The 24566-nt window shown below is 38.9% G+C and carries 25 protein-coding genes; 4 read left to right on the top strand and 21 right to left on the bottom strand.

The genetic code is table 11. From position 1 onward, the window contains the following. Positions 1-25: 25 nt before the first annotated feature. On the bottom strand, positions 26-910 hold the full coding sequence (locus ABJQ32_14720) for a diacylglycerol kinase family protein (protein MEP5290902.1): 885 nt from the start codon (positions 908-910) through the stop codon (positions 26-28). Between the two features lie 4 nt (positions 911-914). Further along, entirely contained in the window at positions 915-1865 is a 951-nt protein-coding gene (locus tag ABJQ32_14725) for a threonine/serine dehydratase (GenBank protein ID MEP5290903.1), read from the bottom strand. A gap of 174 nt (positions 1866-2039) precedes the next feature. Between ABJQ32_14725 and ABJQ32_14730 the strand changes: the two genes are divergently transcribed. Continuing rightward, positions 2040-2234, top strand: coding sequence for a DUF559 domain-containing protein (locus ABJQ32_14730; GenBank protein ID MEP5290904.1), 195 nt, complete (start codon positions 2040-2042; stop codon positions 2232-2234). A 175-nt stretch (positions 2235-2409) separates the two neighbouring features. On the opposite strand, the gene ABJQ32_14735 is transcribed toward ABJQ32_14730, so the two are convergent. Continuing rightward, a complete protein-coding gene (locus ABJQ32_14735) occupies positions 2410-3135 on the bottom strand; it encodes a hypothetical protein (protein ID MEP5290905.1) in 726 nt (241 codons plus the stop codon). Beyond that, on the bottom strand, positions 3135-5894 hold the full coding sequence (gene polA, locus ABJQ32_14740) for a DNA polymerase I (GenBank protein ID MEP5290906.1): 2760 nt from the start codon (positions 5892-5894) through the stop codon (positions 3135-3137). The genes ABJQ32_14735 and polA overlap by 1 nt, the downstream gene beginning before the upstream one ends. 350 nt (positions 5895-6244) lie before the next feature. On the opposite strand from polA, the gene ABJQ32_14745 reads away from it, so the two are divergent. Beyond that, complete coding sequence (locus tag ABJQ32_14745) at positions 6245-7234, top strand: endonuclease/exonuclease/phosphatase family protein (GenBank protein MEP5290907.1); 990 nt, start codon at positions 6245-6247, stop codon at positions 7232-7234. A 39-nt stretch (positions 7235-7273) separates the two neighbouring features. Here the strand turns inward: ABJQ32_14745 and ABJQ32_14750 are convergent, their stop codons facing one another. Beyond that, positions 7274-7783, bottom strand: a complete 510-nt coding sequence (locus ABJQ32_14750) for a hypothetical protein (protein ID MEP5290908.1) — start codon at positions 7781-7783, stop codon at positions 7274-7276. A gap of 11 nt (positions 7784-7794) precedes the next feature. Beyond that, positions 7795-9033: a hypothetical protein gene (locus ABJQ32_14755; protein ID MEP5290909.1), complete on the bottom strand. Its 1239-nt coding sequence runs from the start codon at positions 9031-9033 to the stop codon at positions 7795-7797. A 107-nt stretch (positions 9034-9140) separates the two neighbouring features. Between ABJQ32_14755 and ABJQ32_14760 the strand changes: the two genes are divergently transcribed. Further along, a complete protein-coding gene (locus tag ABJQ32_14760) occupies positions 9141-10250 on the top strand; it encodes a hypothetical protein (GenBank protein MEP5290910.1) in 1110 nt (369 codons plus the stop codon). Between the two features lie 41 nt (positions 10251-10291). Here the strand turns inward: ABJQ32_14760 and ABJQ32_14765 are convergent, their stop codons facing one another. Continuing rightward, a complete protein-coding gene (locus ABJQ32_14765; protein ID MEP5290911.1) occupies positions 10292-12967 on the bottom strand; it encodes an ABC transporter permease in 2676 nt (891 codons plus the stop codon). Between the two features lies 1 nt (position 12968). Further along, positions 12969-13301 carry a hypothetical protein gene (locus ABJQ32_14770; protein MEP5290912.1) on the bottom strand — a complete coding sequence of 111 codons (333 nt, stop codon included), beginning with the start codon at positions 13299-13301 and terminating at the stop codon, positions 12969-12971. 264 nt (positions 13302-13565) lie between these two features. On the opposite strand from ABJQ32_14770, the gene ABJQ32_14775 reads away from it, so the two are divergent. After that, the gene (locus ABJQ32_14775; GenBank protein MEP5290913.1) at positions 13566-13874 is read left to right on the top strand and encodes an NIPSNAP family protein; all 309 of its coding nucleotides are present in this window, start codon (positions 13566-13568) and stop codon (positions 13872-13874) included. Here ABJQ32_14775 and mnmD read toward each other — a convergent pair whose 3' ends face one another. From mnmD to ABJQ32_14840, 13 genes are all read right to left on the bottom strand, one after another. Further along, entirely contained in the window at positions 13875-14543 is a 669-nt protein-coding gene (gene mnmD / locus ABJQ32_14780; protein MEP5290914.1) for a tRNA (5-methylaminomethyl-2-thiouridine)(34)-methyltransferase MnmD, read from the bottom strand. After that, a complete protein-coding gene (gene ispF / locus ABJQ32_14785) occupies positions 14543-15016 on the bottom strand; it encodes a 2-C-methyl-D-erythritol 2,4-cyclodiphosphate synthase (GenBank protein ID MEP5290915.1) in 474 nt (157 codons plus the stop codon). Before ispF ends, mnmD begins: the two co-directional genes overlap by 1 nt. Positions 15017-15156: 140 nt before the next feature. After that, on the bottom strand, positions 15157-16014 hold the full coding sequence (locus ABJQ32_14790) for a DUF4349 domain-containing protein (GenBank protein ID MEP5290916.1): 858 nt from the start codon (positions 16012-16014) through the stop codon (positions 15157-15159). 4 nt (positions 16015-16018) lie between these two features. Further along, positions 16019-16411, bottom strand: a complete 393-nt coding sequence (locus ABJQ32_14795) for a hypothetical protein (protein MEP5290917.1) — start codon at positions 16409-16411, stop codon at positions 16019-16021. Positions 16412-16476: 65 nt separating this feature from the next. Then, positions 16477-17265 (bottom strand): inositol monophosphatase family protein, encoded by a 789-nt coding sequence (locus ABJQ32_14800; protein MEP5290918.1) that lies wholly within the window; start codon positions 17263-17265, stop codon positions 16477-16479. Beyond that, positions 17262-17942 carry a 16S rRNA (cytidine(1402)-2'-O)-methyltransferase gene (rsmI, locus tag ABJQ32_14805; protein MEP5290919.1) on the bottom strand — a complete coding sequence of 227 codons (681 nt, stop codon included), beginning with the start codon at positions 17940-17942 and terminating at the stop codon, positions 17262-17264. Before rsmI ends, ABJQ32_14800 begins: the two co-directional genes overlap by 4 nt. A 159-nt stretch (positions 17943-18101) precedes the next feature. Then, positions 18102-18335 carry a 4a-hydroxytetrahydrobiopterin dehydratase gene (locus ABJQ32_14810; GenBank protein ID MEP5290920.1) on the bottom strand — a complete coding sequence of 78 codons (234 nt, stop codon included), beginning with the start codon at positions 18333-18335 and terminating at the stop codon, positions 18102-18104. A 12-nt stretch (positions 18336-18347) separates the two neighbouring features. Further along, positions 18348-18608: a DUF493 family protein gene (locus tag ABJQ32_14815; GenBank protein ID MEP5290921.1), complete on the bottom strand. Its 261-nt coding sequence runs from the start codon at positions 18606-18608 to the stop codon at positions 18348-18350. A gap of 119 nt (positions 18609-18727) precedes the next feature. Further along, the gene (locus tag ABJQ32_14820; GenBank protein ID MEP5290922.1) at positions 18728-20560 is read right to left on the bottom strand and encodes a SurA N-terminal domain-containing protein; all 1833 of its coding nucleotides are present in this window, start codon (positions 20558-20560) and stop codon (positions 18728-18730) included. 140 nt (positions 20561-20700) lie between these two features. Next, on the bottom strand, positions 20701-21630 hold the full coding sequence (locus ABJQ32_14825; protein ID MEP5290923.1) for a bile acid:sodium symporter family protein: 930 nt from the start codon (positions 21628-21630) through the stop codon (positions 20701-20703). A gap of 57 nt (positions 21631-21687) precedes the next feature. Continuing rightward, positions 21688-22830: a serine hydrolase domain-containing protein gene (locus ABJQ32_14830; GenBank protein MEP5290924.1), complete on the bottom strand. Its 1143-nt coding sequence runs from the start codon at positions 22828-22830 to the stop codon at positions 21688-21690. Positions 22831-22864: 34 nt separating this feature from the next. Then, on the bottom strand, positions 22865-23689 hold the full coding sequence (locus ABJQ32_14835) for a DUF4097 family beta strand repeat-containing protein (GenBank protein MEP5290925.1): 825 nt from the start codon (positions 23687-23689) through the stop codon (positions 22865-22867). 34 nt (positions 23690-23723) lie between these two features. Beyond that, positions 23724-24554 carry a DUF4097 family beta strand repeat-containing protein gene (locus tag ABJQ32_14840; GenBank protein MEP5290926.1) on the bottom strand — a complete coding sequence of 277 codons (831 nt, stop codon included), beginning with the start codon at positions 24552-24554 and terminating at the stop codon, positions 23724-23726. Between the last annotated feature and the right edge of the window lie 12 nt (positions 24555-24566).

Raw genomic sequence — 24566 nt, forward strand, 5'->3', positions numbered from 1 at the left:
ATATTGGCCAGGATCTGATGCTGATTCAAAAAGAACTAAATCTCAGCTTCAATGCCTTTGGCAGCACCTTAATCTCAAAAGGTGGCTGACCCATTCTCTCGCCATCTATATGTGCAAATAGAGCGTCATTTCCTGCTATGCTTACTTTTTTAGCTTTGTAAAAACTGACTTCACTCATCGATCCATGTGTGCCTCCCGATAGCTTTCCAACATTCAAAAACCTTCTGAATCCAGATACTTTGCCTATTTCACATATTTCTAATAAGCCATCATCAATCTTTGCCTCTGGCATCAACTTAAAACCTCCTCCGAATGTGGTTCCATTGCCTATAGTTAGTAGAATAAGTTCCTTTTTAAAGGAATAATCATCGATTTTATATTGAAAGGAACGCTCCCGATAACCTCCAAGAATACGAAGCACATGGTAATAATAGGCAGTATGACCTTTCAGAAGAGGAACACGCTTGGATACCATATCTTCAACAATTTGACCATCGAATCCGATACCTACACCATTCACAAACTTTCGGTCATTGCACTGACCAAGATCTATCTGTTTTACCTGACCATAAATAGCTGTTTGTATTTGATCTTCTAGATTTTTCCCGATTGAAATATTCTTTACAAAATCATCTCCTGTTCCAGCAGGTATTATGGAGACCGGTATATCAAATTTTAATCCGTTGATTGATTCATTAATGGTTCCATCACCACCAATAATGATAAGATCGGTAAAAGACCCATCCAGGTTTTCAGCTACTGATTTAGTTGCATTTTGAGTTTGAATAGTATCAAAAGAATGATGATCAATACCTTCATGGAAAAGTCTTTTCTTGAGAGAGTTTGTAATCTTCTCAGATTTACCCCCGGAAAAAGGGTTTGAAATGATAAAGACTTTTCTTTCCGTCATAAAATCAGAAAGGTAGCTTGGTCAAGTCTACATTACCTCCTGTAAGAATAACACCTACACGTTTCTCTTTGAAGAGTTCCTTGTTCTTTAGAATTGCGGCAAATGGAACAGCGCATGAAGGCTCAATCACAATTTTCATTCGCTCCCAAATCAGCTTCATGGCAGAGACGATTTCTTTTTCAGTAACTGGAAGTACTTCCTTTACGTGATCCTTTAAGATGTCGAAATTCTTCTGACCAACTGTTGTTTTCAAACCATCTGCGATCGTATCTGAAGATTTATTGGGAATAATTTTTCCTGCCTTTAATGATTGATATGCATCATCAACGGCTTCCGGCTCTCCAAGATAAACTTCCATGTTTGGATCAAGAAAGTGTGCTACTAGACATGTGCCCGCAGCTAATCCTCCGCCACCGACTGGACTAATGATTGCGTCCAAATCATCTACCTCTTCAATCAGTTCTTTGGCGGCTGACGCCTGACCAGCGATAATATTATAGTCATCAAAAGGATGAATGAGTATGGCGCCTGTCTTCTTTACAATGTCTTCACATGTCTTCGTTCGTGATTGATCATTGGGTTCACAGAAAATGACTTCTGCATTGTATCCTTTCACCGCATCAATCTTCACCTTTGACGCATTTTTTGGCATCACTACGTATGCTTTTGATCCGGCCAATTTAGCAGCAAGTGCTACTGCCTGACCGTGATTCCCAGAAGAGTGACAAGCAAAGCCATTGGCACGGTCTTCAGGGCGATAGCTGAAGATCGCATTAGCTGCTCCTCTCATCTTAAAAGCACCTACTTTTTGAAAGTTTTCACACTTGAAGAAGATATGACATCCTGCTATTTCATCGATGTTTTTAGACGTCATTACAGGCGTTTGGATAATGTACTTCGAGATTCGCTGATGCGTACGCTTGATGTCAGAGAAGGAAGGGATTGTGGTGAGCATAGTATTGGACAAATCCTTATTAAATTGATTGACAAATTTACTCGAATCTAGTTCCCCCTTGAGGGGGTTAGGGGGTGATATTATTATGATAAATTATTCTAATAACAACTACAACAAAAATTTAAAGCAATATGCACGAGAACTAAGAAAAAATCCAGCTAAATCAAAACAGTTATGTGGCGAGAAGTACTTGGCGAAAAAAGAATGATGGGTTTTCGATTCTTAAGACAAAGGCCCATCGGAAATTTTATCGTAGATTTTTTCTGTAAGGATTTGAAGCTAATCATCGAGGTAGATGGATATAGCCATCATATCGAAGAAGTAGCAATAAAAGATCAAAAGCGAGAAAAGAAACTAATTGAAATGTGATATGAAATTCTTCGATTCGAGGACTCTGAAGTTTTATCTGATATCAACAATGTGATTAGGACAATCGAAAATTGGATTCTCGATAAAGTCACCCCCTAGTCCCCTCAAGGGGGAAATAAGTATCATCCTAAAATAAGTTAAACATAGTAATCCTGACATAAGTTAATAGTTGTTGTTAGCGTTTCATCAAGATAAAATCTTCAAGACTTTTGATCGATTCTCCGTCTATGGTTTGATCCAACCTGAAATGAATTCTGCGGCCTTCAAGCGTGGTGAAATCAATGATAGTAAATCCCATATTTTCATTAAATAGAAATTTTGCTTTGGATGTGCCGACGGATGATTTTGCTTCAGCTTCTATGGCAAAGAAGCTAGTCTTTATTTTCTCAGTGTCAACAACCTTCTCCTCTACAACCTTATAGCTGATTTCAAAAAGTAGATTTCCAGTCCATTTCCCTTGAGACCACTCATCTCCAACCTTCAACTTTTCATGCCAGACGTCTCCGTCTTTTATAGGAAATTTTACATACGGAAATGGGCATGTTTCAAGCACTTCAAAAAATGAGCTTCGTGGAGGATGAAGCCATAAGTTTTTAGCATTCTCCACAATACCTGTCGCCTGATATCTTCCATTATCAGGGTCATAAGAAATCACTACCTCTGTTTGGTTCTTATTTGTCCGTTTTGATTGCTTTACATCCAAAACTGTAAAAGTCACCTGATCAGGGATATCCTCCCCTGGAATAGTTGTCGTTACAATGTACATAAAACTTCTCCCTGAAACGAAGAGTTTGTTATCAGCATCAACATCCTTCTTTTCAATAAAAACTCCCTCGTACTGCTGTCCTAAAAGACCTAAGGTGCTAAATAAGCAGAAAAAAATCAGACTCTTTCTCATCATTAATGAGCCTCAAGCCAATTCACACCCACGCCCATTCCTATTTCCATTGGAACTTCCAATGGATGAGCGTTTTTCATAAATTCTTCCACTTTTTTCATAAGTAGACCTTGCTCGTCTTTGTGCATGTCAAAGACCAATTCATCATGTACTTGCATGATCATTTTCGATTGAAGTTTTTCTTCCTGCATCCATGCATGGATATCTATCATGGCAATTTTGATAATATCTGCTGCGCTTCCTTGAATAGGTGCGTTGATAGCATTACGTTCATCAAACCCTCGCATCGTGAAATTCCGGGAGTTGATATTTCTCAAGAAGCGCCTACGCCCAAGAATTGTCTCTACATATTCATCTTTCTTAGCTTTCTCAATCGTCTCATCCATATATTTCTTCACGTTTGGAAATTCTTTGAAATAGGAGTCAATGATTTCCTGTGCTTCTCCTCTGGAGATATTTAAGTTTTGCGAAAGCCCATAAGCCGATATACCATAAATGATCCCAAAGTTCACTTCTTTGGCTTTTCGTCTCATGTTAGGCTCTACATTATCCAGATCTACACCAAATACTTTGGCAGCCGTATTTGCATGAATATCTCTTCCTTCTCTAAAAGCTTGGACCATGCTTTCATCCTTTGAGAATGAAGCCATAATTCGCAGCTCAATCTGCGAGTAATCGGCAGCCATCATCAAGTGATGATCATCTTTAGCAATAAATGCTTTTCGAATTTCTCTTCCTTTTGCTGTTCGAATCGGGATATTTTGGAGGTTTGGGTTATTGGAACTCAAACGGCCAGTAGCAGCTACCGTCTGACGATAATCAGTGTGAATTCGATCATCTGTTGGACTTATCAGCTTTGGTAATGCATCTACATAAGTAGATTTCAGTTTTTGATATTCTCTGAATTCCAGAATCTTGGCTGCAATTGGATGTTCATCCGCAAGTTTTGACAAAATATCTTCACCGGTTGCATACTGCCCTGTCTTCGTTTTTTTAGGTTTTTCAACAAGTTTCAAGCGATCAAACAAGATCTCTCCAAGCTGCTTTGGTGAACCTATGTTGAACTCTACTCCTGCAATTTCGAAGATTTCTTCCTGCGCTTTCCTACTTTCTTCATCCAACTCTCCCGACATCTTTTCTAGCGTATCAGTATCCACTTTCACCCCTTGATACTCCATGTCAGCAAGTACGAAGGACAGGGGTTCCTCTACTTCGTGCAGCAATTTTTCCAGCTTTCGTTCAGCTATTTCTTTTTCAATGGCTTCTTTTAGTTGAAGTGTGATATCTGCGTCCTCACAGGCATAATCGCTTACCTTTTTCGGGTCAATCTGATCGATGGTTTTTTGATTCTTCCCTTTTGGACCTACCAAAGACTCAAAAGAGATGGTTTTGTAATTGAGATAGGTTTCTGCTAGCCAATCCATGCTATTGCTTGACTCTGGGTCTAACAAAAAGTGAGCTAACATGGTATCGAAAATCGGACCTCTTACACGCACATCATAGTTACGCATCACTTGAATATCGTACTTAAGGTTTTGGCCTATTTTCCTGATCTCATCATTCTCTAAAACTTCCTTAAATGAGGATGCTACTTCTTGGGCTTTATCTCCGCATGAAACATACCATGCTTCTCCTTTTTCAATGGCAAAAGCAATTCCAACGAGCTTGGCCTCACGGGTATCAAGACTTGTGGTCTCTGTATCGAAACAGAAAGACTCTTGTTGAGATAATTTCTCCACAAGAGACGTAATCTCACCTTCAGTTTCTACTAGGTGATACGTATGTTTCACAGTCTCAATGAATTCCTTACTACTCGCTGCTGGCTCGCTTTCACCACCTCCGTCAAAAAGACCCAACTGAGCCGTATCCGCTTTCTTTATTTCATTTTCTTCTTGAAAGACCCGCCTCGCAATGGTTTTGAATTCTAGTTCGTCAAAAATGGGCTGAAGAATATCTGGATTTGGATCCCCGTACTTTAATGCGTTTTCATCGAACTCAATAGGTGAATCAATGTTGATGGTAGCCAGCTGCTTCGACATAATGCCTTGTTGGCCATGCTCCTGTACTCGTTTTTGCAAAGCGCCTTTTAGCTCGTCTACATGATCAATAATGCCTTGAACAGAACCGTATTCTTTCAAAAGTTTAGAAGCTGTCTTATCTCCTATTCCTGGAATTCCTGGAATATTATCTACTGCATCTCCTTTGAGTCCCAAGACATCTCTTACTTGATCTACATCATCAATATCGAACTTGGCAAGCACTTCAGGTATACCCATGATATCCACACCACTTCCCATCCTTCTTGGTTTGAAGAGTGAAATATTCTCATCCACCAATTGAGCAAAGTCTTTGTCTGGCGTCATCATAAAAACCTTGAACCCTTCCTTACCTGCTCTCTTCGCAATGGTACCAATCAGGTCGTCAGCTTCAAATCCATCTTTCATCAAAATAGGAATATTGAAACCCTCCACAATCTTGAGACAGTATGGAATGGCCACCTTAATTTCTTCAGGCTGCTCTTGTCTCGTCGCTTTATACTCCTTATATTCTTCATGTCTGAATGTCGGTGCATGTGTATCAAATGCTACACCTATATGAGTAGGATTTTCTTTAGTAATAATCTCTAAAAGCGAGTTAGTAAACCCCAAAATAGCCCCTGTGTTGATGCCATTGGTCGTGAGTCTGGGGTTTTGGCTCATCGCAAAATGAGCACGATAGATCAGTGCAAATGCATCGAGTAGGAAGAGTTTCTTTTCTGACATGAGGTAAAGGTAATTGAGGGGTTGGCAAAAACTTTCATCTGATTATATCTAAAAACCTAAACCAGGTTTAAAATTTTGCCTCAGTTTCAACTGATTACTAGTAGAAGAATTGAGAAATACATATTGGAGTATCAGGATATTTCAAGCGGAAATAATGAATTTCATACCAAAATCAGTCATTTTTTCTCACAAGCCCTGTTCACACCATCTTCGCCTCGAAAATTTATCAAAGGACTTGCCATTCATCTAAATTTTCAAAACGAATCCGTCGCAAACAGAACTTGCTGAGGCTAATATTTGTAAACCGGGTTTAGGCTAAAAATACTAATTTCAAGCAGTTTAGCTTTTATATGATACACCTATTGAAGAAAGGTTTAGCCCTTTTGGCTGTTCTGTCCATTTCTGTTGTTTTATTGGCTGCTTATATGAGTTCTAGCAATTTGTCTAAAGAATCACATACAGAAGTTATTGACTACTCAGAGTCGATAGAAAGTCGTGACTCAACACTTAAGGTAATGACATTTAATATTGGCTATCTATCCGGGATGACGAATAATCTTTCGATTCATAGGGAATCACAATTTTTCGCTGACCAGCTTATGCAAGCAAAAAATCTCATCAAAGTTGCGAATGCAAACGTTGTGAGCTTTCAAGAAATTGATTTCGGCGCTAGTCGATCTTTTCATGTAGATCAACTTGATTCCATCGCATCCGCTGGTAAATTTGTATCCGGATACAAATCCATTAATTGGGACAAAAAGTATGTGCCATTCCCATATTGGCCACCATCAAATCATTTTGGGCAAATGTTAAGTGGGCAAGCAATTCTTTCTCGATACCCGATTGAAACTGATACAACCATCATACTCAACCCCAATTTGAGTGCACCAGCCTACTATCGCGCATTCTATTTAAACCGTCTGCTCCAAATCGCCGAAATCAATTTTCGAGGCAGTCAAGTGAAAATCATGAATGTCCATCTGGAGGCATTTGATAAAAAGACGCGATTAAAACAGCTAGAAATAGTGAAACGTGAATTTGAAAAATACGCTTCACAACAGCCTGTTCTCCTGATGGGCGATTTCAATAGTGAAGTTCCAGACAGGTCAGCCGAAAGAGATGCTATTGATCTCCTGATGGAAGCAAAATGGATCACATCAGCAATACCTTTCGATCAGGAGCTTGAAAATAGGACGTTTTCAAGCGAGCATCCAGTAAGGATGATCGACTATATTTTCTACAACAAAAATTACTTCCGTTGTATTGACGCAAAAGTCTTAAATGAAGCAGGTCCAATTTCGGATCATTTGCCTCTTTGGGCAGAGTTGGAGACAAGATGAGCATCCTAAAAATCCATGTGCAAGGATGCCAAAGCCTGTTCATTTACCTAATAAGGCTTGGGGAATAGGATACTTCTCACTTTCCATCATCCAAAGCATAGAAAGAATCCAATACCTATTACCATCATAAAAATATTGATAGCTTGTGAAGCCGCGACCCTCTGCTGTTTTGTCCTCCATCCAGAATTTATATGTACTGATGGATTGCGTAATTGACCCATAAGATTCGTTTGATACATATAGTTCTTCTTCAAAGAATCCTTTTTTATCCAGATAATCAAGCTTTTCTATATAGCCTTCTATGCCCATAGGCATAAGCTTGTTTTTCTGTTCTTCTTCGGACCAGAAGCTATAGACAAGGTTGGCTTGTGGGTGAAACAGATTTCTTAATCTATCAAAATCTCGCTTCTGCCCTATGGGGCCTGATACAATTTCATAATATGCTTTTCCAATGCTTTCGATAGAAGTCACATCTTCTTTATAACCCTTCTTTTGAGCAACGGATGACATGGCGATCATGATAAATAGGGATGATAGTGTTTGCTTCATGTTAAAAGTGTTTAAGGAGCGATGAGCTCGATTGTATGATTGTTTTGATCAGAAATTGTATAATCCAGTACTTCTCCTAGCCCCGTAAACTTAATTCGTAGACCAACAAGGCTGCCCATCGTTTCATTATACGCTTTGCTATACACTTGTTTGTCATTAATAAGCACAAAAACTTGCTTGTCTTTTACCTGAATAGAAATGTCATTCGGTTCTGAAAAATCAGCACTCAAAGGGGAGAGATCATTCTCCTTGCCTCTCAGATACACATCGTTTAACATCAGGTTATTATCCGATACACAGCCAATCTTTGAAAAAGGGACGATCATTGCACCTGAGGTTCCAATGAAGTAAATGCGCAGTGACTGACACACTGCCCAACGATCATCGAACGTATTTCGAACAGTCGCAGTGAAACTAAAATCATCTCCAGAAACATCTCCCAGGTCATCTATAAAATGGAAAGTAGATTCCAAAGGATTTTCAGATGATTGCACTTCGTTGATAATTCTCTCAGGAAATCTGAGACTAGAGCTATCACCCAATTTTGGTTGAAAGTATTTAGGAATTGGATTGTATTCAATCAATCCCAACCAGCCATTACTTTTTAAAAAGAGATCATGAGCTTTGGCAACCTGACCATCCACCAGCAGTTTAGCTTCAAAGTAGCCTGGGAAATAGTAGATGCCAGTGGCCTGCGTTTGTTCCTTTGAAACGGCAATAGTCTTCGTTGGATCCCAATATTGTTGGATCTTCAAACTATCCGCTCTCAGGTTTGTGGGTACCTCAAAATCAAACACTACCGAGTTGGGATATTCATTGCTTAGCACTTTGCTTGAAAAAGTAAATTCCGCAGTATCTATAATCACTTCTGGACGCCTGTTCCCAATCAGACTGACCATCACCAATGCAAGTACAAAACCTATTGTCACATAGATCGATTTTCTTGGCTTTCTGATGGGCTTATGCAAGATTCTGCCACCAGTAAGTTTATACGCTCTCCAATTCTCTTTATCAACAAACCTGGATAAAGCATCTAGTGTAGTGATACTTGGTACACCTGTGTGCTTAACCACTCCAAAAAAACGCTTTAGCGTTGGCACACTTAGCATAACCTGTGTCGCTTCAAATACCTTTTCCGAAAGTTCATCAAACATAGAACTATGCCATGATGAAGCATTCCCCCATTCGAGTTTGCTTTCAATTTCGCCTTGAAGATGTTGTAAATCTTGCTCTGAAAACTTGGCAGTCATAATCAAATGTCTAAAAGATCTTTCTTCTGAACAACTCTGAATGAGTTTGAACGAAGATGAAACAGAATTGGATGGATCTAGCTATTTGATCCCCGTAAGGTTGTGGTATGAAAACACGAATCAATATCCTCGCATTGATGTTCTGGATGAGCTTCAATGTGCATGCTCAAGAAATTATCCCTATAGATACCACCAACTGGAATATAAGTGCACGTGCCTATATACTCGAAAACTATCGAGGGGCAGACGCCATCTATTTGCAAGGTGGGAGCATTACTTTGAAAGATGTCGAATTCCTAAATGGTACCATAGAGTATGATATTTTTCTAAAGGAAGAACAGGCTTTTCCTGGAGTATACTTCCGAGGAAGTTTAGAAAGTGGCAATGCCGAGCAATTCTACATTAGACCTCATCAATCAGGAAATCCAGATGCTAATCAAGCTGCCCCAACCACACAGGGGATCACAGCCTGGCAACTTTATTTTGGCCCTCGATATTCTTTTCCATACGAGTATACATATGATGATTGGACGCATGTTAAAATAGCGGTAAATAATGACCAGGCACAAGTGTTTTTAGATTACTCAGAAACTCCCAATCTATCATGGAACCTATTTCATGAATCAAAGAAAGGTTCATTGGCATTTACAGGGGGTAACAATTCAGGGATGCATATTGCAAATATTTCAATTGATCATACAACTCCAGAGCTAGTTGACTTTAAGCCTATTGAACGAAAGCCCATTGAAAACTTGATTGAAGAATGGGAAATATCTGACAAGTTTAGCGAAGAGATGCTGAATGATCCCAGTGATCTTGGATCTGTTATTCGAGAACGAAGGTGGCAAGGAGTAATTAATGCTGAAGAAGGAACTGCCGCCAATATTTCTAGAATCCAGAAACTACGAGACGGAGCTCCCGGAAATACAGTTCTCGCTAAAGTCACCATCGTTTCTGATTCAGATCAAATCAAACTTTTTGAGTTTGGTTACAGCGATAGAGTGGTAGCTATTCTCAACGACAAGCCCATCTATTGGGGGAATAATAGGTGGCGATCACGTGACTATAGGTATCTAGGTACCATTGGCTTGTTTGATGGAATTTACTTGGATCTCAAAAAGGGTAGAAACGAACTTATTATGGCTATATCAGAAGATTTTGGTGGGTGGCTGATTACCGGAAGGTTTAAAGATCAATCAGGTATCAAGATAAAATAATCTAAAAGGGTTGGCTCGATCCAACCCTTTTTCTTTTCTTACTACTCATATCTTAAAGCGCGAATTGGATTGGTTTTAGCAATCGACAGGGTCTTGTTGCCAACGGCAATCAATGCGATAAGTACAACCAGAAGGGCTGAAATAATGAATACAGAAACTCCGATTGCTATCCTACTAGTAAAGTTATTAAGCCATCCATCCATTATCAGATACACCAAAGGCCATGAAATAATATTAGCTATTGCAATGAGAATCAGGAATTCCCTTGAAAGGATCATAACTATTTGGGAAACATCGGCTCCCAATACTTTTCGAATCCCGATTTCCTTTGTTCGTTGAAGAGCTGTGAAAGATGTCAGCCCAAAGAGTCCAAGACAAGCAACAATGATTGCAAAAAATGCAAATAGCGTAAATGCTCGACTGAAGTTTTGTTCATTGGCATATTGCTTATTATAAAAGTCATCCAGAAAGAATGTATCAAACGGATTCCCCGGGAAGAAATTATCAAAAATGCTCTTACCATCTTCATAGGCCGCCTGGTATTCACCAGTCTTAAGTTTAACCGTAATGAAGGAGGATGAATTTTCAGCAAGTGGAAATACCAATGGATTGATGCTATTTTTTACCGACTGTTGGCGGTAATTATCAACAACACCAATGATGGTTCCTTTGTCTCCTGAAAGATTGATTTTCTTGCCTATCGCTTCTTCAGGAGATGATATTTTCAATGACTCCATAGTCGCCTTATTGATAATGATGTTAGCGGTATCGGCGCTAAAACTCTTATCATAATTTCTCCCAGCCAGAAACTCTATTCCGTAGGTTGGGAAGTAATCGTGATCCACTCCTACGAGATAAACAATAAAGTTTTTGTCTTGTGTATCCTCTTGATTCCTCATCCCCCTTGTCCAGAAGATCTCATCTCCCGGCACATTGGAGCTGTTAGTCACGCTTTCAACATTGGGATTGTTCTTCAACTCATTTTCAAAAGATGAGAGAGCTGAACCAAACAATGAGTCTACTGCAAATACCTGAGGACCTCTAATAACCATGGTATCTGTCATATCAAACCCTACGTCTAATTTTTTCATGTGACTTAGCTGCTGGTAAACGATGATGGTACCTGCAATCAACGTAATAGATGCTGCAAACTGGAAAACAACCAAGGCTCGTCTGAGCAAGATCCCTGACTTATTTGTAGTCATCTTCCCTTTCAATACCTGAATAGGTCGGAATGAGGAAAGAATAAATGCTGGATATAATCCGGAAAGGAACGAGCCAAGCACATAAATACCTGCTACAGCCAACCAAAAATTGGACTGAAGAAAAAACGCTCTACTGATTTGTGAATCAACTAGCTGACCAAAAAAAGGTGTAGTAATGATAACCACGATAACAGCGAGTAAAAGTGCAATTAGATTTAAGACGAAAGACTCTGTCAAAAACTGATTGACTAACTGTTTTTTATACGCACCCATTGATTTTCTAACACCAACTTCTTTTGCTCTTTCTAATGATTTTGCAGTAGATAAATTGATGTAGTTAATCCAGGCAATAATAAGAATGAAAGCGGCAATAATGCTTAGAAAAAACACTGTGTCACCGTCTCCTTGCTCTGCTGGTTCTGATTCCTGAAGTAAGTTTGAATAGAGGTGAATGTCTATGATTGGCTGGAGTGGAAACTCTGCTTTGAAGTCATATTTTTCAAAATCTTCTCCTCTTTCTTCGTATAATATTTCGGCAAATTTCTCATCGTAAGCTTTTGGATCTGTTCCCTCTTTAAGCAAAACATACGTATTGAAATCATACCATCCCCAAGCTGTTTCTGAAGATGCGGTTCCATCATCATTCCTGGTTTGGTTGTTTAATGTTTCGTATGAAATGAGAAAGTTGTATTTCAAGTGGGAATTGTTAGGAACATCGGCTGTAACTCCTGTTATCTCCAATTTGGCTTCAATCCATGTATATAGGTTTATGTCTTCACCTACTACATCCGTTCGTCCAAAGTACTTGTTGGCAATCGATTCAGTGATTACCACCTTATTGGGACCTTCCAAAGCGGTTTCTACATCCCCATGAATCAAGGGATAATCGAATATTTTTAGGAATGCTGGATCTGCAATCTGAACCCTTTTTTCACGAAATTGTCTATTGTCCTTCTCGAACACTCCGGATATAGGAAATGCACGTGCAAAATCCACAACCTCTGGCATATTTTCCTTCATGAATGGTCCTACTCGCGGAACGGCTGCTGCACAATCAATGTCCAATTCACCTCCACGGTAGACCATATATTTCACCCGATAGAGATTCTCATGGTTTGAGTGAAATTTGTCGTAGCTGTATTCGTAGCTAACATACTGTGCTATAAACAAGCACGCAGCAATACCTAAAGCTAAGCCGAAGATATTAAGTGCCGAATACACTTGGTTTTTTGCAAGCGTACGAAAAGTAGTTTTGATATAATTTTTGAACATAGCGATTGAGTTGTTTTGAATGACCTTTCTTTTTCTTCTTAAATCGTAATTACGGATGGAAAGAAATGCATCTTTGAAATAGTGCATACGTGCCCTAAATAGTCCTTTGCTTTGAGCACGATCTTGAAACATTTCCTGTAAATCTCCAAGGATATCATCGAGCATCTCATCATCATATATGAGTCGGAGTAGCTTCTCTGCTGCCCTGGGAGGAATGATATATTTTTGATGGGTTGACAACTTAAATGTGGATTATTGCTAATTGTGGTATGGTCTTGTAAAAGTCTTCTTTCAATTCTTTTGCTTCTCGCAAGACCACAAAACCTGCACTTGTTACCTGAAAAAAGCGCTTCTTCTTTCCTCCGCGCTTTTGAGTAGCTCCACCAAACTCGGAGATGAGAAAGCCTTTGTCCTCCAGTCTGTAGAGTGATGAATGAATAGCACTGATGTTTGTTACTCTCTTAGCTCTTGTTTCCAGCTCTTCCTTTACGGAAACAGCGTATGCGTCCTTTGCCAGTGATGCTACTGTTAGCAAAATGAGTTCCTCAAACTCACCTAAATTATTTCCTTTCATATTTTATAAGCTTAAATCTGAGCGATTTGGTACAACCACATTATAGAGAGCAGCATGATCTCTATGATTCGGTTGAACGTTTCGTTTATTATTCCTCATAAATGTAAATATTATATATGATAATACTCATGTTTGTAAATAAAATTTAAAGCCTATCTAATGATTGATGAATAAAATTCATGACAAACTATCATCATTTTCACTCATTCATAGTTATCATATAAGTCCTATTGCAGAGTTTTGACTTATTAAATTTTAACTCTTATGATTACTTGCTACGTCAACTATAAAATTGATCCTGACAAACTTGAGGAGTTTGAGGCCTACGCCAAAATGTGGATACCATTAGTCAATAAATTTGGAGGACAACACAATGGCTATTTTCTACCGCATGAAGGGGCAAACAATGTAGCTGTTGCGCTATTTAGCTTTAACTCCCTCGCTTCTTATGAACAGTATAGGACAGATAGCATGAATGATCCTGATTGTATAAAGGCTTATGAATATGCTAAAGAAACCAAGTGTATTGTTAGCTATGAGCGAAACTTTATGCGGCCGGTTTTTGGCGAATAATTAGTCATTTTTAATTCCTCTCACCATCTCTTTCTTACCCATGGCCCCTTGTAATGTTTCTACTTTGAATCCAACTTCAGCTAGGTTTCTTTTGAATTGCCCTTGAGCACAGTAGGTAGTTAAAATTCCTCCCTCTTCCAGAAGTGAATAGCATTTTTTCAGGTTTCCCAAGGACCAAACTTCTGGTTGCTTGCTTGGAGCAAACGCATCGAAGTAAATAATGTGGAACAGTTGAGAGGTGTTGAAGTGCTCGAGTTTTGTAGTTGTTTTATGTAGCTTGAATGTAGGCATCAAGTCAAGTTCTTTTTCCCAATCGCTTTCATGAATATTTAGAAGTAAATCCTTTTCCTCATCAGACTGATGAAAGTTGAGGTCTTCATAAATTTCTTTCCGAATTGGAAACGGCTCAAGTGAGGTAAACTGGATTTTTTGATTCTTTTCTTCAGCGAATTGTGCCGTCAAAAAAGCATTGAGTCCCGTGCCTAATCCTACTTCCAGAATCTTGATTTCCTCTGCCTGATTTTGAGACAGCCAAAACTCTAATCCTTCCTTAATAAACACATGCATGGACTCTCCTCTCGCCCCTCGAGTAGAGTGATAGGTTTCATTTAGCTCTTCGTTAAAGAGACTATGTGAACCATCCTCGGTGGTTATTATTTTAATTGGCATTAGTCTTTATAAATCAGAACAGTGGCATGAGCAGCTACTCCCTCTTCCTTACCTACAAACCCGAGTTTCTCCGTAGTAGTCGCTTTGATGGAAACGTCCTCCTCTTCAACCCCCATTACTTCAGCCAAACACTTTTTCATTTCTGGAATATGCGGATTGAGTTTCGGCATTTCCAAACATACGGTAGAGTCAACATTCCCTACCTTATACCCTTTCTCTCCTATGATTTGAATGACATCTTTTAACAAGATTTTACTGTCGATTCCTTTGAATTTTGGGTCTTTATCTGAAAAGTGAAAGCCTATATCTCGCATGTTTGCAGCTCCTAATAGGGCATCACATATGACATGAATGAGTACGTCTGCATCTGAGTGACCATAAGCACCATGTGTGTGTGGCACTTTGATTCCTCCAATCCAAAAGTCTACACCTTCTGCAAGGGCATGTACATCGTATCCGTATCCTATGCGTATGTTTGGTTTCATGCGATTATTTATTTGAATTGTTGCACGGAATTCGAAGTGTTTCTTTGTTGCATCAGGCAAAAGTAGGAAACATCCCCCTGCTATCACACCTCCCATCGCACCCCCTTATAAGGGGGAATTGCTTCTGGTTAGATTTCATTAGAATTTGATTTTTTCTTTGCTCTAATTCTTTGTACGACTTTAATAATGATAAATGCTAAAATCCCAAATGGCCATAGCGCCAATAGGTAAATCATGAAGGTCAAGAACCCTTGCCACCCTGCTGAGAGAGAGTTGAGCAAACGCTTCGCAAAGCCTGGTCTTTGTTCTCCATCTAATTCGTAAGGAAGAAGCTCGTAAAATGAAACGTCTAGATTACTGTAGCTTATTTTATGACTTAAGAGTTTAAATTGACCTTGAAGAGATTCAATTTCCACCCTTACTTGATTTAGATTTCGTTCTACTTCTAAGATGTCGCGAACATTGTCTGCTTTTTTCAGAATCTCTTGGTAACGTTCCTCCAGTTTCTTTTTGTTCTCAATGCGTGATTGAAGATCATAGTATCTCTCAGTCACATCATCGGTATTGACCCACCGATTTTCTACTTTCTTGTCTTTCGTAATATCCGCAATCAATGCATCAAAATGCTGTGGCGGAACTTTGATATTGATATTATAATTGATCCGATCGTATCCTTTGCTTTCATTCTCCGAACCTATGTACGCATCATACTTTTTTAGAAAATTGGAAAGCCGGCTATATTCTTCTTTAGTGCTTTCTACTCCATAAGAAATCCCTCCGGTTTTAATAACTTTTTTTTCAATTGCTTCTTGCTGTTGCTGAGAAGGGCTGGAGGCTTTTCGCATGGATGAACCCGAAATGTTGGAGTCTGCAAGCTCCTCTACCATTGGCGCAGGCTCATATTCTGCAACTGCTAAATCTGATCCAGATGTTCCTCCCCCACAGGCAGCCATTAGGAAGGTTATTAGTAGTGTTAGTGTTTTCATTCTTTTAAGAATTTTTCTTCATAATTAAAGAGTTAATTATTACTGAAGGTTGAAATAAGATTAATATAAGGGATATGCTTAATACATCTGATGCTGCAGTAAAGAATACTACAATAAAAATCAATACTTCCAGAGTTACTAGTCCGTGCCACCAATTGGACAATTTTAATTTTTTTTGTTTCAATCTAGCCCTTAAAACCAATGGCAGTGCAATTAGCAGGAAGAAAAAGAATGTAGAAAGCACATATATCTTTATACTTTTTAAAAAATCTATTTGATTAACAACATTTTCTGAAACAGAATATGATAAAAGGAAATCGATGATTCTATTGGCTACCAAAAAGCCCAAAAGCAATGATATTAATACTAATACAATTGGCTTTTTATCATTATTCATCACGCCAGAATTGATTTGGCAAAGGGTTTCATAACCCTAAATTTAGCGTGTAAGGAACAAGAATCTTACCAGTATTTCTTTATGGTGTCAAGCAGATTTTGATGGATCTTTCCTCCCGCCACCATCTCCCGCCCAAAAAGAAAGTCTCCTCCTCCTTTAAAGTCAGTAACTATACCTCCGGCTTCCTGCACAAGAATCACACCTGCACCAATGTCGTAGGAATTGAGATTGTACTCAAAATAGCCGCCATATCGTCCACAAGCAACATAGGCCATATCCGCGGCAGCACTCCCCATTCTCCTCAAGCCTTGTGTGTCTTTCATCAGCTGATTAAGAATTTTCAGGTATTCCTCAAGCCGCTCAAACTCATAGTAGGGGAAGCCTGTAGCAAGGACACATTCAGAGAAAGAGGGCGCTCCTGAAACCTGAATTTTACTTCCATTTAGATATGCTCCCCCTGCTTTCCAAGCATAAAAACATTCGTCATTTGCCACTTCATACACTACACCGGAAACAATCTTTCCTTCATGCATCAAACCAATACTTACACAGTAATTTGGTATGCCATGAACAAAATTTGTGGTTCCATCTAGTGGATCAATGATCCATGTATACTCTTTTTGACCTTGAATGGTCGTTTCTTCCTCGGTAATAAAACCTGCTGCTGGTAAAAGTTTCTGTAAACCTGAAATAATCTGTTTTTCTGACTCTTTATCTACATAAGACACTAAATCACTTTTCCCTCCTTTATACTCAACTTTATCATACGAAAAGGTTCGTCTTTCTTGCCTTATAAAAGAACCAACTGCCTTGGCCAATTCTGCAACTTGTAATGTTATGTTTTCCAGATTCACTTTTTACCTTCTAGTACTATGACAAATTCTCCTTTGATGGATTTACTTCCAAAGTACGTCAAAACATCATCTAGGCTACCTGTGACTGTTTCTTCGAACTTTTTAGTTAACTCTCTGGAAACCGAAACGTTTCGATCCCCCAAAATTTCTTTGAATTGTTGAAGTGCTTTTAGCAATCGATGTGGCGATTCGTAAAGCACTATTGTCCTAGACTCATCTTTTAATGTTTCAATCCTCGTCTGACGACCTTTCTTATGTGGCAAGAATCCTTCGTATACAAATCGCTCACATGGAAATCCAGATTTAACAAGTGCAGGCACAAAGGCTGTTGCTCCAGGTAATGAATCCACTACAATTTCATTAGCTAAAGCTTCTCGAACTAGTAAAAATCCTGGGTCAGAGATGCCTGGAGTACCTGCATCTGAGATTTGCGCAATGTTAGTTCCAGATTGAAGTTTATCAATGATCTCATTGATTCTCTTATGTTCATTGTGCGCATGAAAACTCTGAGCTGGTGTCCCAATTTCATAGTGCTTTAATAAATAGCCTGAAGTTCGGGTGTCTTCTGCCAGAATGAGATCTACTTCTTTCAATACTTCTACCGAACGGTAGGTCATATCCCCGAGGTTGCCGATGGGTGTGGGGACAAGGTAGAGTTTGCCAGTTTCGGTGGTCATGGGGCTAATTTAGAGATTTAACCACAGAGGACACAGAGAATGATCACAGAGGACACAAAGGTTCGGATCAAATAATTACCTTCATTGCGATCCCCCGATTGGCGGAGAAGCAATCTTTTAGAGTTAAGATTGCTTCGTTATTCCTCCTCGAATGACGGTTTAAACAAGAGCATCAATCGCTTCTGCGAGTTTATGATCTTTTTCAGTGACTATATCTCCAGCATCGTGGGTGTTCAGCTCAAAACTTACTTTGTTATAAACATTGCTCCAATTTGGATGATGGTTCATTTTTTCAGCAATAATGGCCACTTTGCTCATAAAGCCGAATGCCTCTACAAAATCGCTGAATTCAAATGTCTTTTTAAGCTTATTGTCTTCTTCTTTCCAACTCATATCTATTTGATTTTATAGCGCAATAATCCCCTCAATTGTATTGGCTTGTCTGTATACTTCTATCACTTCCTGACTAGATTTCATTTCTCTGATTAATGTTATGCTCACATATTTATTGCCAGAGCTTGGTTTTAGTTTAATAGTGGCCCCTGGAAGAAGGCTCTCAACCTTTAATTGATGCTCGGGTTTAACAATAAATTTAAATGTATAACTCTCTGGAAAGTGATGTGTTCCTTCCAGTTTTTCTAAAAAGGATGCTTCGTCCCAACTCATAACATTAATTTATTCGAATAATCTGACATTTATCAAATACAAATCTTAAATCAATTCCTTATAAATAAAAAAGCCATCCTGAAAATTCAGAATGGCTTCAAATATTCTCTATTTATTTTTTAGAAGAATTTATATCTCATGTCTTCAATATCCGCAAATTCCTTTATCGCGTCATCAATCTTTCTTGGTACAAAGATCCTGAAGTATGAAAGTGGAAAGTCTGATACTATCGCATTTTGACCTAGTCTCTGACGTGATACTTGCAATGCGAACGACGAATAATCATCAACATCAGCAGGAATATCTTTCGCGGAAAGCTTCACCACAATTACTCCGTCCTGGATATAGAAAGCTTGGGTAATCTCCTCTTCTTCCAAAGCAAATGAAAGTCCAATGGCCTCTGGTGCATACCCAACTCCTGTGATGCTATTAGAAAACATCTGAAAGTCTGCAGTACCTGTTTTAGCACCATCTCCGTACGCAATAGCTAAAGATTCTACATCTGACCCATCGAGTCCATTCAACTTACTGATAATTGACTCTGCCTTTTTCTGATTTCTTACTTTCCTTTCAACCTGATTTCTTACCTCATCAAGATTTGCAACTCCTTCTTCTTGTTCAGAAGTCATTGCCGCTACTACATATCTATCACCTACTTCACGAACATCAGAAACAGCTCCTGTAGAAGCATCATTGTATAGCCAAAGAACAAGGCTTCTTGCCTCGATCATAGGCCCAACTCGCTGAGCATTTTTCCCAATCCTATTTGCTTCTCTAACGGTTAATCCTTGCTCTGAAGCTAAGCGATTAAACTCTTCAATATTTCCGGCTGAAGCAGCAAAAAGATCTGCTTGCCTGTAAGTCTCATTGATTGTCTCATCCGAAACGAAAAACTCCTTCTTCATTTTAGCCACACGATATAGCACGCTATCAGAAGTGATTTCATCTCTTCTGGAAAGCTTGTAAAATTCATAGGATCCGTTTACAATTTCTGGTTCTGAGACAAATCCCATCTCCTGTTCTACTAATACCGAAGGAAGGTTGTCATCTGTGTAAGTTATGTATGGATATGGATCATCCGAATTGATGTTCACAAAGCTAGAATCGTTTGCAGCGTTACTCAGAGATAATTTCAGATCTACAACTTCGTCAGCCACAATTGCCGAATCAGCACTTGAAGGTGCTAAATCAAAAATCACATAGGATAAACTTCTTGTTTCTTCTCTTTGAAATTCCGACTTATGGCTTTTCAGATATGCCTGCAGCTCACTATCGCTTATGCTTACTGTAGAATCCGATACACTCAAGAAAGGTACATACATGTAATCGATTGTACTTGTTGCATTCTGACTCACATACTCATCCTTCGCTTCGTATTTGGTTACGTAATTCGTCTTTGTGAAGAGGTTAGCATACTTTTCAATTTTCCTACTGGGTACAAGTGATCGCTCAAAAGCAATCCACGAATCTCTTTGTTGCGGTTGTGCTTGTTGAAGGCTTCCAAGAAAAGCAGTCACATTTTCTTTTTGGAACTCTCCCGTTTGTGGATTTGCAAAAAACTGGCGGATTTGAGGGCTGATATTACTCCCTTGAACCATATCTACTAGCTCTGTATTTGTCACTGTAATGCCAAGTTGATCGAATTGCTCATCATAAGCTTCTTCAAGGATTAATGCATTCCAAGCTTGGTTTCTGATCTGATCTGTTTCCTGTTGAAGTGGATTCCTTCCAGAATTAATTGCGAAGTTGTACGACAACTCGTCTACTTTGTTTTGAAACTGAGCGTTCGTAATACTTGATCCGGCAATCTCACCTATCGCAGGATTATCTCCATCACCAAATAAGGTGGAATTTCCGATTAAGTCAGTGCCAATGAACGCGACCATAGTGACCATGATTGCTCCCACCACGATCTTACCCATCTTGTTTCTCAGTATGCCTATTAGTGCCATATTCTTCTAAATGCTCTTTTAATAAGGTCGGCAAAAATAAGGAAATAATTTGCTATTGACTATTTGCTAAAACAATTCAGGAAAGAATTGTATTCGTAGGTTAATCCGCTGATAATCAGATCACCATCTCAGGTTTAAAATTATCGTTTAGAATCTCCTACCTCTGCTGGAATCATCCGCTCACTTCTACTCCAAAAATATGACAAACAAAGACCCGAAATGATATGCCATATGCCCCACCATGCAGCGACAATCGCCATACCACCTAAGCCATCAAAAAAACTGAATATCAGGATCAATCCTAAGCCCGAATTTTGAATGCCTGTTTCGATAGCAATAGATCTTTTATCTGTTTGATCTAGTCTAAATAACACACCTATCTGATAGCCGGTGATCAAGGCAACTGCATTGTGGGCTAACACAAGCAAGATCACAAGATGAATGTATTCCAAAAACAAACTGAAGTTTGCGCTGAATGCCATGAGCACTATCACAGCAAAAATGAAAATAGATACATAGTGCATGATCGGATGCATTCGATCACAAAACTTTGGTTTAAATTTTCTTAACAACATCCCTGCTGCAATAGGCAGAAGAAGGAGCATGGTGATTGTTTTCAGCAATTGCCAAAAATCCAGGCTTACTTCGGTCAAAATATTAGCAGTAGGGGGATAGAGGCTTGCCCAAATGGTGAGATTAAGAGGAGTCATTATAATAGCCAATGAACTTGAAACAGCGGTTAGACTAACTGATAGCGCGGTGTTTCCTCTTGCCATTGCCGACATAAAATTTGAAATATTCCCCCCTGGACATGCTGCAACTAACATCATTCCAAGGGCAAAACTTGGACGTGGCTGGATCAGCATAATGAGCAGAAAAGTGAGCGCAGGAAGTACGAAAAATTGAGAAATTATCCCTGCGACAACTGATCTCGGATACTTTAGTATCCTTATGAAGTCCTCAAGTTTCAAGTTGATTGCTACACCGAACATAATCAGCCCGAGACTGATGTTTAGATAAAAGAGTTTTGCTTCGCTAAAGTTTAAGGTGACCTGATCTATGGTTTCCATCAGGTGAAAGATAAAAAAACTAGCTAACTACCAGAAGTGGCATACAAATAGGCACTTCTAAAGCTTGCTAACCATGGCAGCAAAATCACTATAAAAGTCGGTCTGGTAATTAAACCCCTCAGGATCTGCACACCGAACAGCTACTATTTGCTTCTCTGGAATGATCACTAAGAAATTTCCTCTATAGCCATTAGCATAATATGCAGTGATTTCATCACTAAAAATTCTTTTACTTGAATGTAAACCTGCCACATTGTTTTTTTGTAAAACACCAGACCAATCCTCACCTAAAATCTCTTTTAGTTTATCAAAAAAAACATACTTATTTTCAAATACCTGACCTTTTATTGGTTGGATACTTTCAATTAGTTCGTCACTAGCGCCTCTTTTTTTCCAGTTTATCAATGTCTCACCATCTATTACTCTATGCTCATAAGCGGGCAACCTCCACCAGAGTAACCCCCACATTGGAACATCTGGCTGTCCTTGTTGAAAAGAGAGGTCTATCCATTCTTTTGAGATCAGCCTATTATCTAAATATGTGCCCTCATTAAGCATCAAAGTACCAAACTTCAATAAGTCACTAGGTTTAATGATAAAGGATCCGTGGGCCGTCGGATTTCCTGATCTATCTCTAATCCAATCAACATCTGAAATATTCATTGGTTCAAAGAAGTATTTTTCAAAGAATTGATCCATTCTAAGCTCTGACGCTTTTTCAATGACGCCACCTAAAAGAGCAACAGCTTTGTTATTGTATGATACAACTTCACCTGGTTTATCATCTAATTCTGCTGCAAGTGCAAGACGAATAATGTTATCAACTTTATAGTCCGGTGCTGGCTCCAATTCAATACTTGCGTTCTGATGGTTTTGCAGTCCAGAAGTATGATTTAAAAGCATCTTAACAGTAATAAGGCTCTTATCTCCTTGCTTCCATTCTGGAAAGAAATAATGGATCGGTTGGTCCAAAGAATCTAAGAAACCTTCAGACAACAGCTTACCTACTCCTAGACTTACCAAAGATTTTCCTGCTGAAGCTATGTAGATAGGGTTATCTGTTCCCTTTTCTACTATTACCTGACCTGCTTTTTGAATGATTAGAGCATCTGAATGAGTCTGATTTGATTTTTCAATTATCCTTTGAAGTACAGAATTGTCAACATTCTGAGCTTGCGAAAACATCAATGATGAAAACATTAATGCTGCAGTTATGCATTTATGAAAACTCATATTATTTCTTTCTGATAATAATATCCCCGTGCATGTTTTTGAAAGTGTATTCCGGACCACCTCCATTGATATCTCCAAAGACCCACGAGTTTATTGACACTTTGTATTGACCTCTATCTGATTTTACTTCAGGTTTCGAACGATCAACTGTCATATCAAAGTCGGTGAAAATCTCCCCTTGATCTGAGCGCATCTTCGCTCTAGCCTTAATGCCTGGAGGAAAGGTCACATCCACATTGCCATGTAGCGTTACAAAAGACATGGGTTCATTTTCAATAACCGATTTGAAGTTGACAGTAATATCTCCGTGGACCGTATTGGAAACAATAGACCCACTCATATCTTTTAATGTCAATGGTCCGTGAACAGCAGATATTTCATGCGTCCCGCTGATGCCTGTTACATCTACTTTGCCATGTACTGTGGAAACTTCCAGGTCAAAATTAGCAGGGACTTTTATATTGAGGTTGATGGGCTTCTTCCACGAATTCGTTTCTATTTCTACCACATTGTTATCCTCCGAAGCACTTAGCTCTATCGGGCTTGAAGCAATTCTCTTCATTCCTGCGGGTGCTGATGATTTACTGTCGTTATGATCATCACAGCTGGCACAATCATCATCACTTGATTTTGTGCTTGCGGTAGCTTCTATAATTACTTCTTTCCCATCATAGGCTTCCACTTTAATGTTTCCTCTAACCAGCCCCACCTCCAGCTTACCTTTTGAATTTGGAGAACTTAGAGGTATGGCTATTTTTTCGTTGAAATCCTGTGCCCAAGCACTTGCTGTGGCTGCCAGGAATAATATGGTTACTATATTTTTCATGTTACTATATTTTGTACACGCTTGAATCGTGTAGTTATTCAGATTTATTTAAATAAACGTTTCCATTGATACTTCTAAAAGACAGTTCAGGTCCTCCAGAGCCAATTTCAACGCCAGTCTTAGTGCCTATTTTAAAGGTCCCATTTTCTTCGCTTTTCTCAATTTTTGGACTCATCCGCTTATAGTCAAAAGAAGTATATAAGTCTCCATGCATGGAATTGAAATAAACTTTAGCACTAAAATTTTTTGGGAGATCAAAGTTGAAGTCCCCATTCACCGTATTAAAGTCTACTGGCTCTGTTGGCACTTCTAAAAAGTTGATGGTTACATCTCCATTCACAGTGGATGCTTGAAGCACTTGTCTCGCATTCTGGATTTCCACTTCTCCATTGACATTGCAGGCTTTTACAGGACCATCAATGTTAATAACCAAAATGTCTCCTTTATTGATCGTTCTGGCCTCCAGTTTTACATTTTTGGGAACTTTTAACTTGTATTGATATTTGAATCCATATGCTGGCTCATCCCGCATGTCATAGCCCCATCCACCATTTCTCCAATCACATTTTTTTACAAATGGTGCTTTCGTATAAAAGACCAACGAGTCATCCGTCAATAATTGACCTAACTGCAACTCTTTCTTTGCTTTTTCAACAAGTTCGTCGCTGTATCCTGATATTTGGATTTCAAGATAGAGGTGCACGAGGTTATCTTCCGACTTTTCCACAACAACATCTCCGAAGATATTGTCTACAATCACAGTTGTATTGCTTGGATCTTCTAAAGGATATGTTTTGAATATAACAATCTTGTCCTCCTTGAGGGTTGGATTGATCAATGTTATAATTAATAGTAAAAAATTCATTAGTCCTTGATT

The sequence above is a fragment of the Marinobacter alexandrii genome (assembly GCA_039984955.1).
GTDB lineage: Bacteria > Bacteroidota > Bacteroidia > Cytophagales > Cyclobacteriaceae > Ekhidna.

Excerpts from the sequence above, each read along its gene's own strand:
- ABJQ32_14720 (MEP5290902.1), bottom strand. The coding sequence starts at position 910 with ATGACGGAAAGAAAAGTCTTTATCATTTCAAACCCTTTTTCCGGGGGT.
- ABJQ32_14725 (MEP5290903.1), bottom strand. The coding sequence starts at position 1,865 with ATGCTCACCACAATCCCTTCCTTCTCTGACATCAAGCGTACGCATCAG.
- ABJQ32_14730 (MEP5290904.1), top strand. The coding sequence starts at position 2,040 with ATGTGGCGAGAAGTACTTGGCGAAAAAAGAATGATGGGTTTTCGATTC.
- ABJQ32_14735 (MEP5290905.1), bottom strand. The coding sequence starts at position 3,135 with ATGATGAGAAAGAGTCTGATTTTTTTCTGCTTATTTAGCACCTTAGGT.
- polA (MEP5290906.1), bottom strand. The coding sequence starts at position 5,894 with ATGTCAGAAAAGAAACTCTTCCTACTCGATGCATTTGCACTGATCTAT.
- ABJQ32_14745 (MEP5290907.1), top strand. The coding sequence starts at position 6,245 with ATGATACACCTATTGAAGAAAGGTTTAGCCCTTTTGGCTGTTCTGTCC.
- ABJQ32_14750 (MEP5290908.1), bottom strand. The coding sequence starts at position 7,783 with ATGAAGCAAACACTATCATCCCTATTTATCATGATCGCCATGTCATCC.
- ABJQ32_14755 (MEP5290909.1), bottom strand. The coding sequence starts at position 9,033 with ATGACTGCCAAGTTTTCAGAGCAAGATTTACAACATCTTCAAGGCGAA.
- ABJQ32_14760 (MEP5290910.1), top strand. The coding sequence starts at position 9,141 with ATGAAAACACGAATCAATATCCTCGCATTGATGTTCTGGATGAGCTTC.
- ABJQ32_14770 (MEP5290912.1), bottom strand. The coding sequence starts at position 13,301 with ATGAAAGGAAATAATTTAGGTGAGTTTGAGGAACTCATTTTGCTAACA.
- ABJQ32_14775 (MEP5290913.1), top strand. The coding sequence starts at position 13,566 with ATGATTACTTGCTACGTCAACTATAAAATTGATCCTGACAAACTTGAG.
- mnmD (MEP5290914.1), bottom strand. The coding sequence starts at position 14,543 with ATGCCAATTAAAATAATAACCACCGAGGATGGTTCACATAGTCTCTTT.
- ABJQ32_14790 (MEP5290916.1), bottom strand. The coding sequence starts at position 16,014 with ATGAAAACACTAACACTACTAATAACCTTCCTAATGGCTGCCTGTGGG.
- ABJQ32_14795 (MEP5290917.1), bottom strand. The coding sequence starts at position 16,411 with ATGAATAATGATAAAAAGCCAATTGTATTAGTATTAATATCATTGCTT.
- rsmI (MEP5290919.1), bottom strand. The coding sequence starts at position 17,942 with ATGACCACCGAAACTGGCAAACTCTACCTTGTCCCCACACCCATCGGC.
- ABJQ32_14810 (MEP5290920.1), bottom strand. The coding sequence starts at position 18,335 with ATGAGTTGGAAAGAAGAAGACAATAAGCTTAAAAAGACATTTGAATTC.
- ABJQ32_14815 (MEP5290921.1), bottom strand. The coding sequence starts at position 18,608 with ATGAGTTGGGACGAAGCATCCTTTTTAGAAAAACTGGAAGGAACACAT.
- ABJQ32_14820 (MEP5290922.1), bottom strand. The coding sequence starts at position 20,560 with ATGGCACTAATAGGCATACTGAGAAACAAGATGGGTAAGATCGTGGTG.
- ABJQ32_14825 (MEP5290923.1), bottom strand. The coding sequence starts at position 21,630 with ATGGAAACCATAGATCAGGTCACCTTAAACTTTAGCGAAGCAAAACTC.
- ABJQ32_14830 (MEP5290924.1), bottom strand. The coding sequence starts at position 22,830 with ATGTTTTCATCATTGATGTTTTCGCAAGCTCAGAATGTTGACAATTCT.
- ABJQ32_14835 (MEP5290925.1), bottom strand. The coding sequence starts at position 23,689 with ATGAAAAATATAGTAACCATATTATTCCTGGCAGCCACAGCAAGTGCT.
- ABJQ32_14840 (MEP5290926.1), bottom strand. The coding sequence starts at position 24,554 with ATGAATTTTTTACTATTAATTATAACATTGATCAATCCAACCCTCAAG.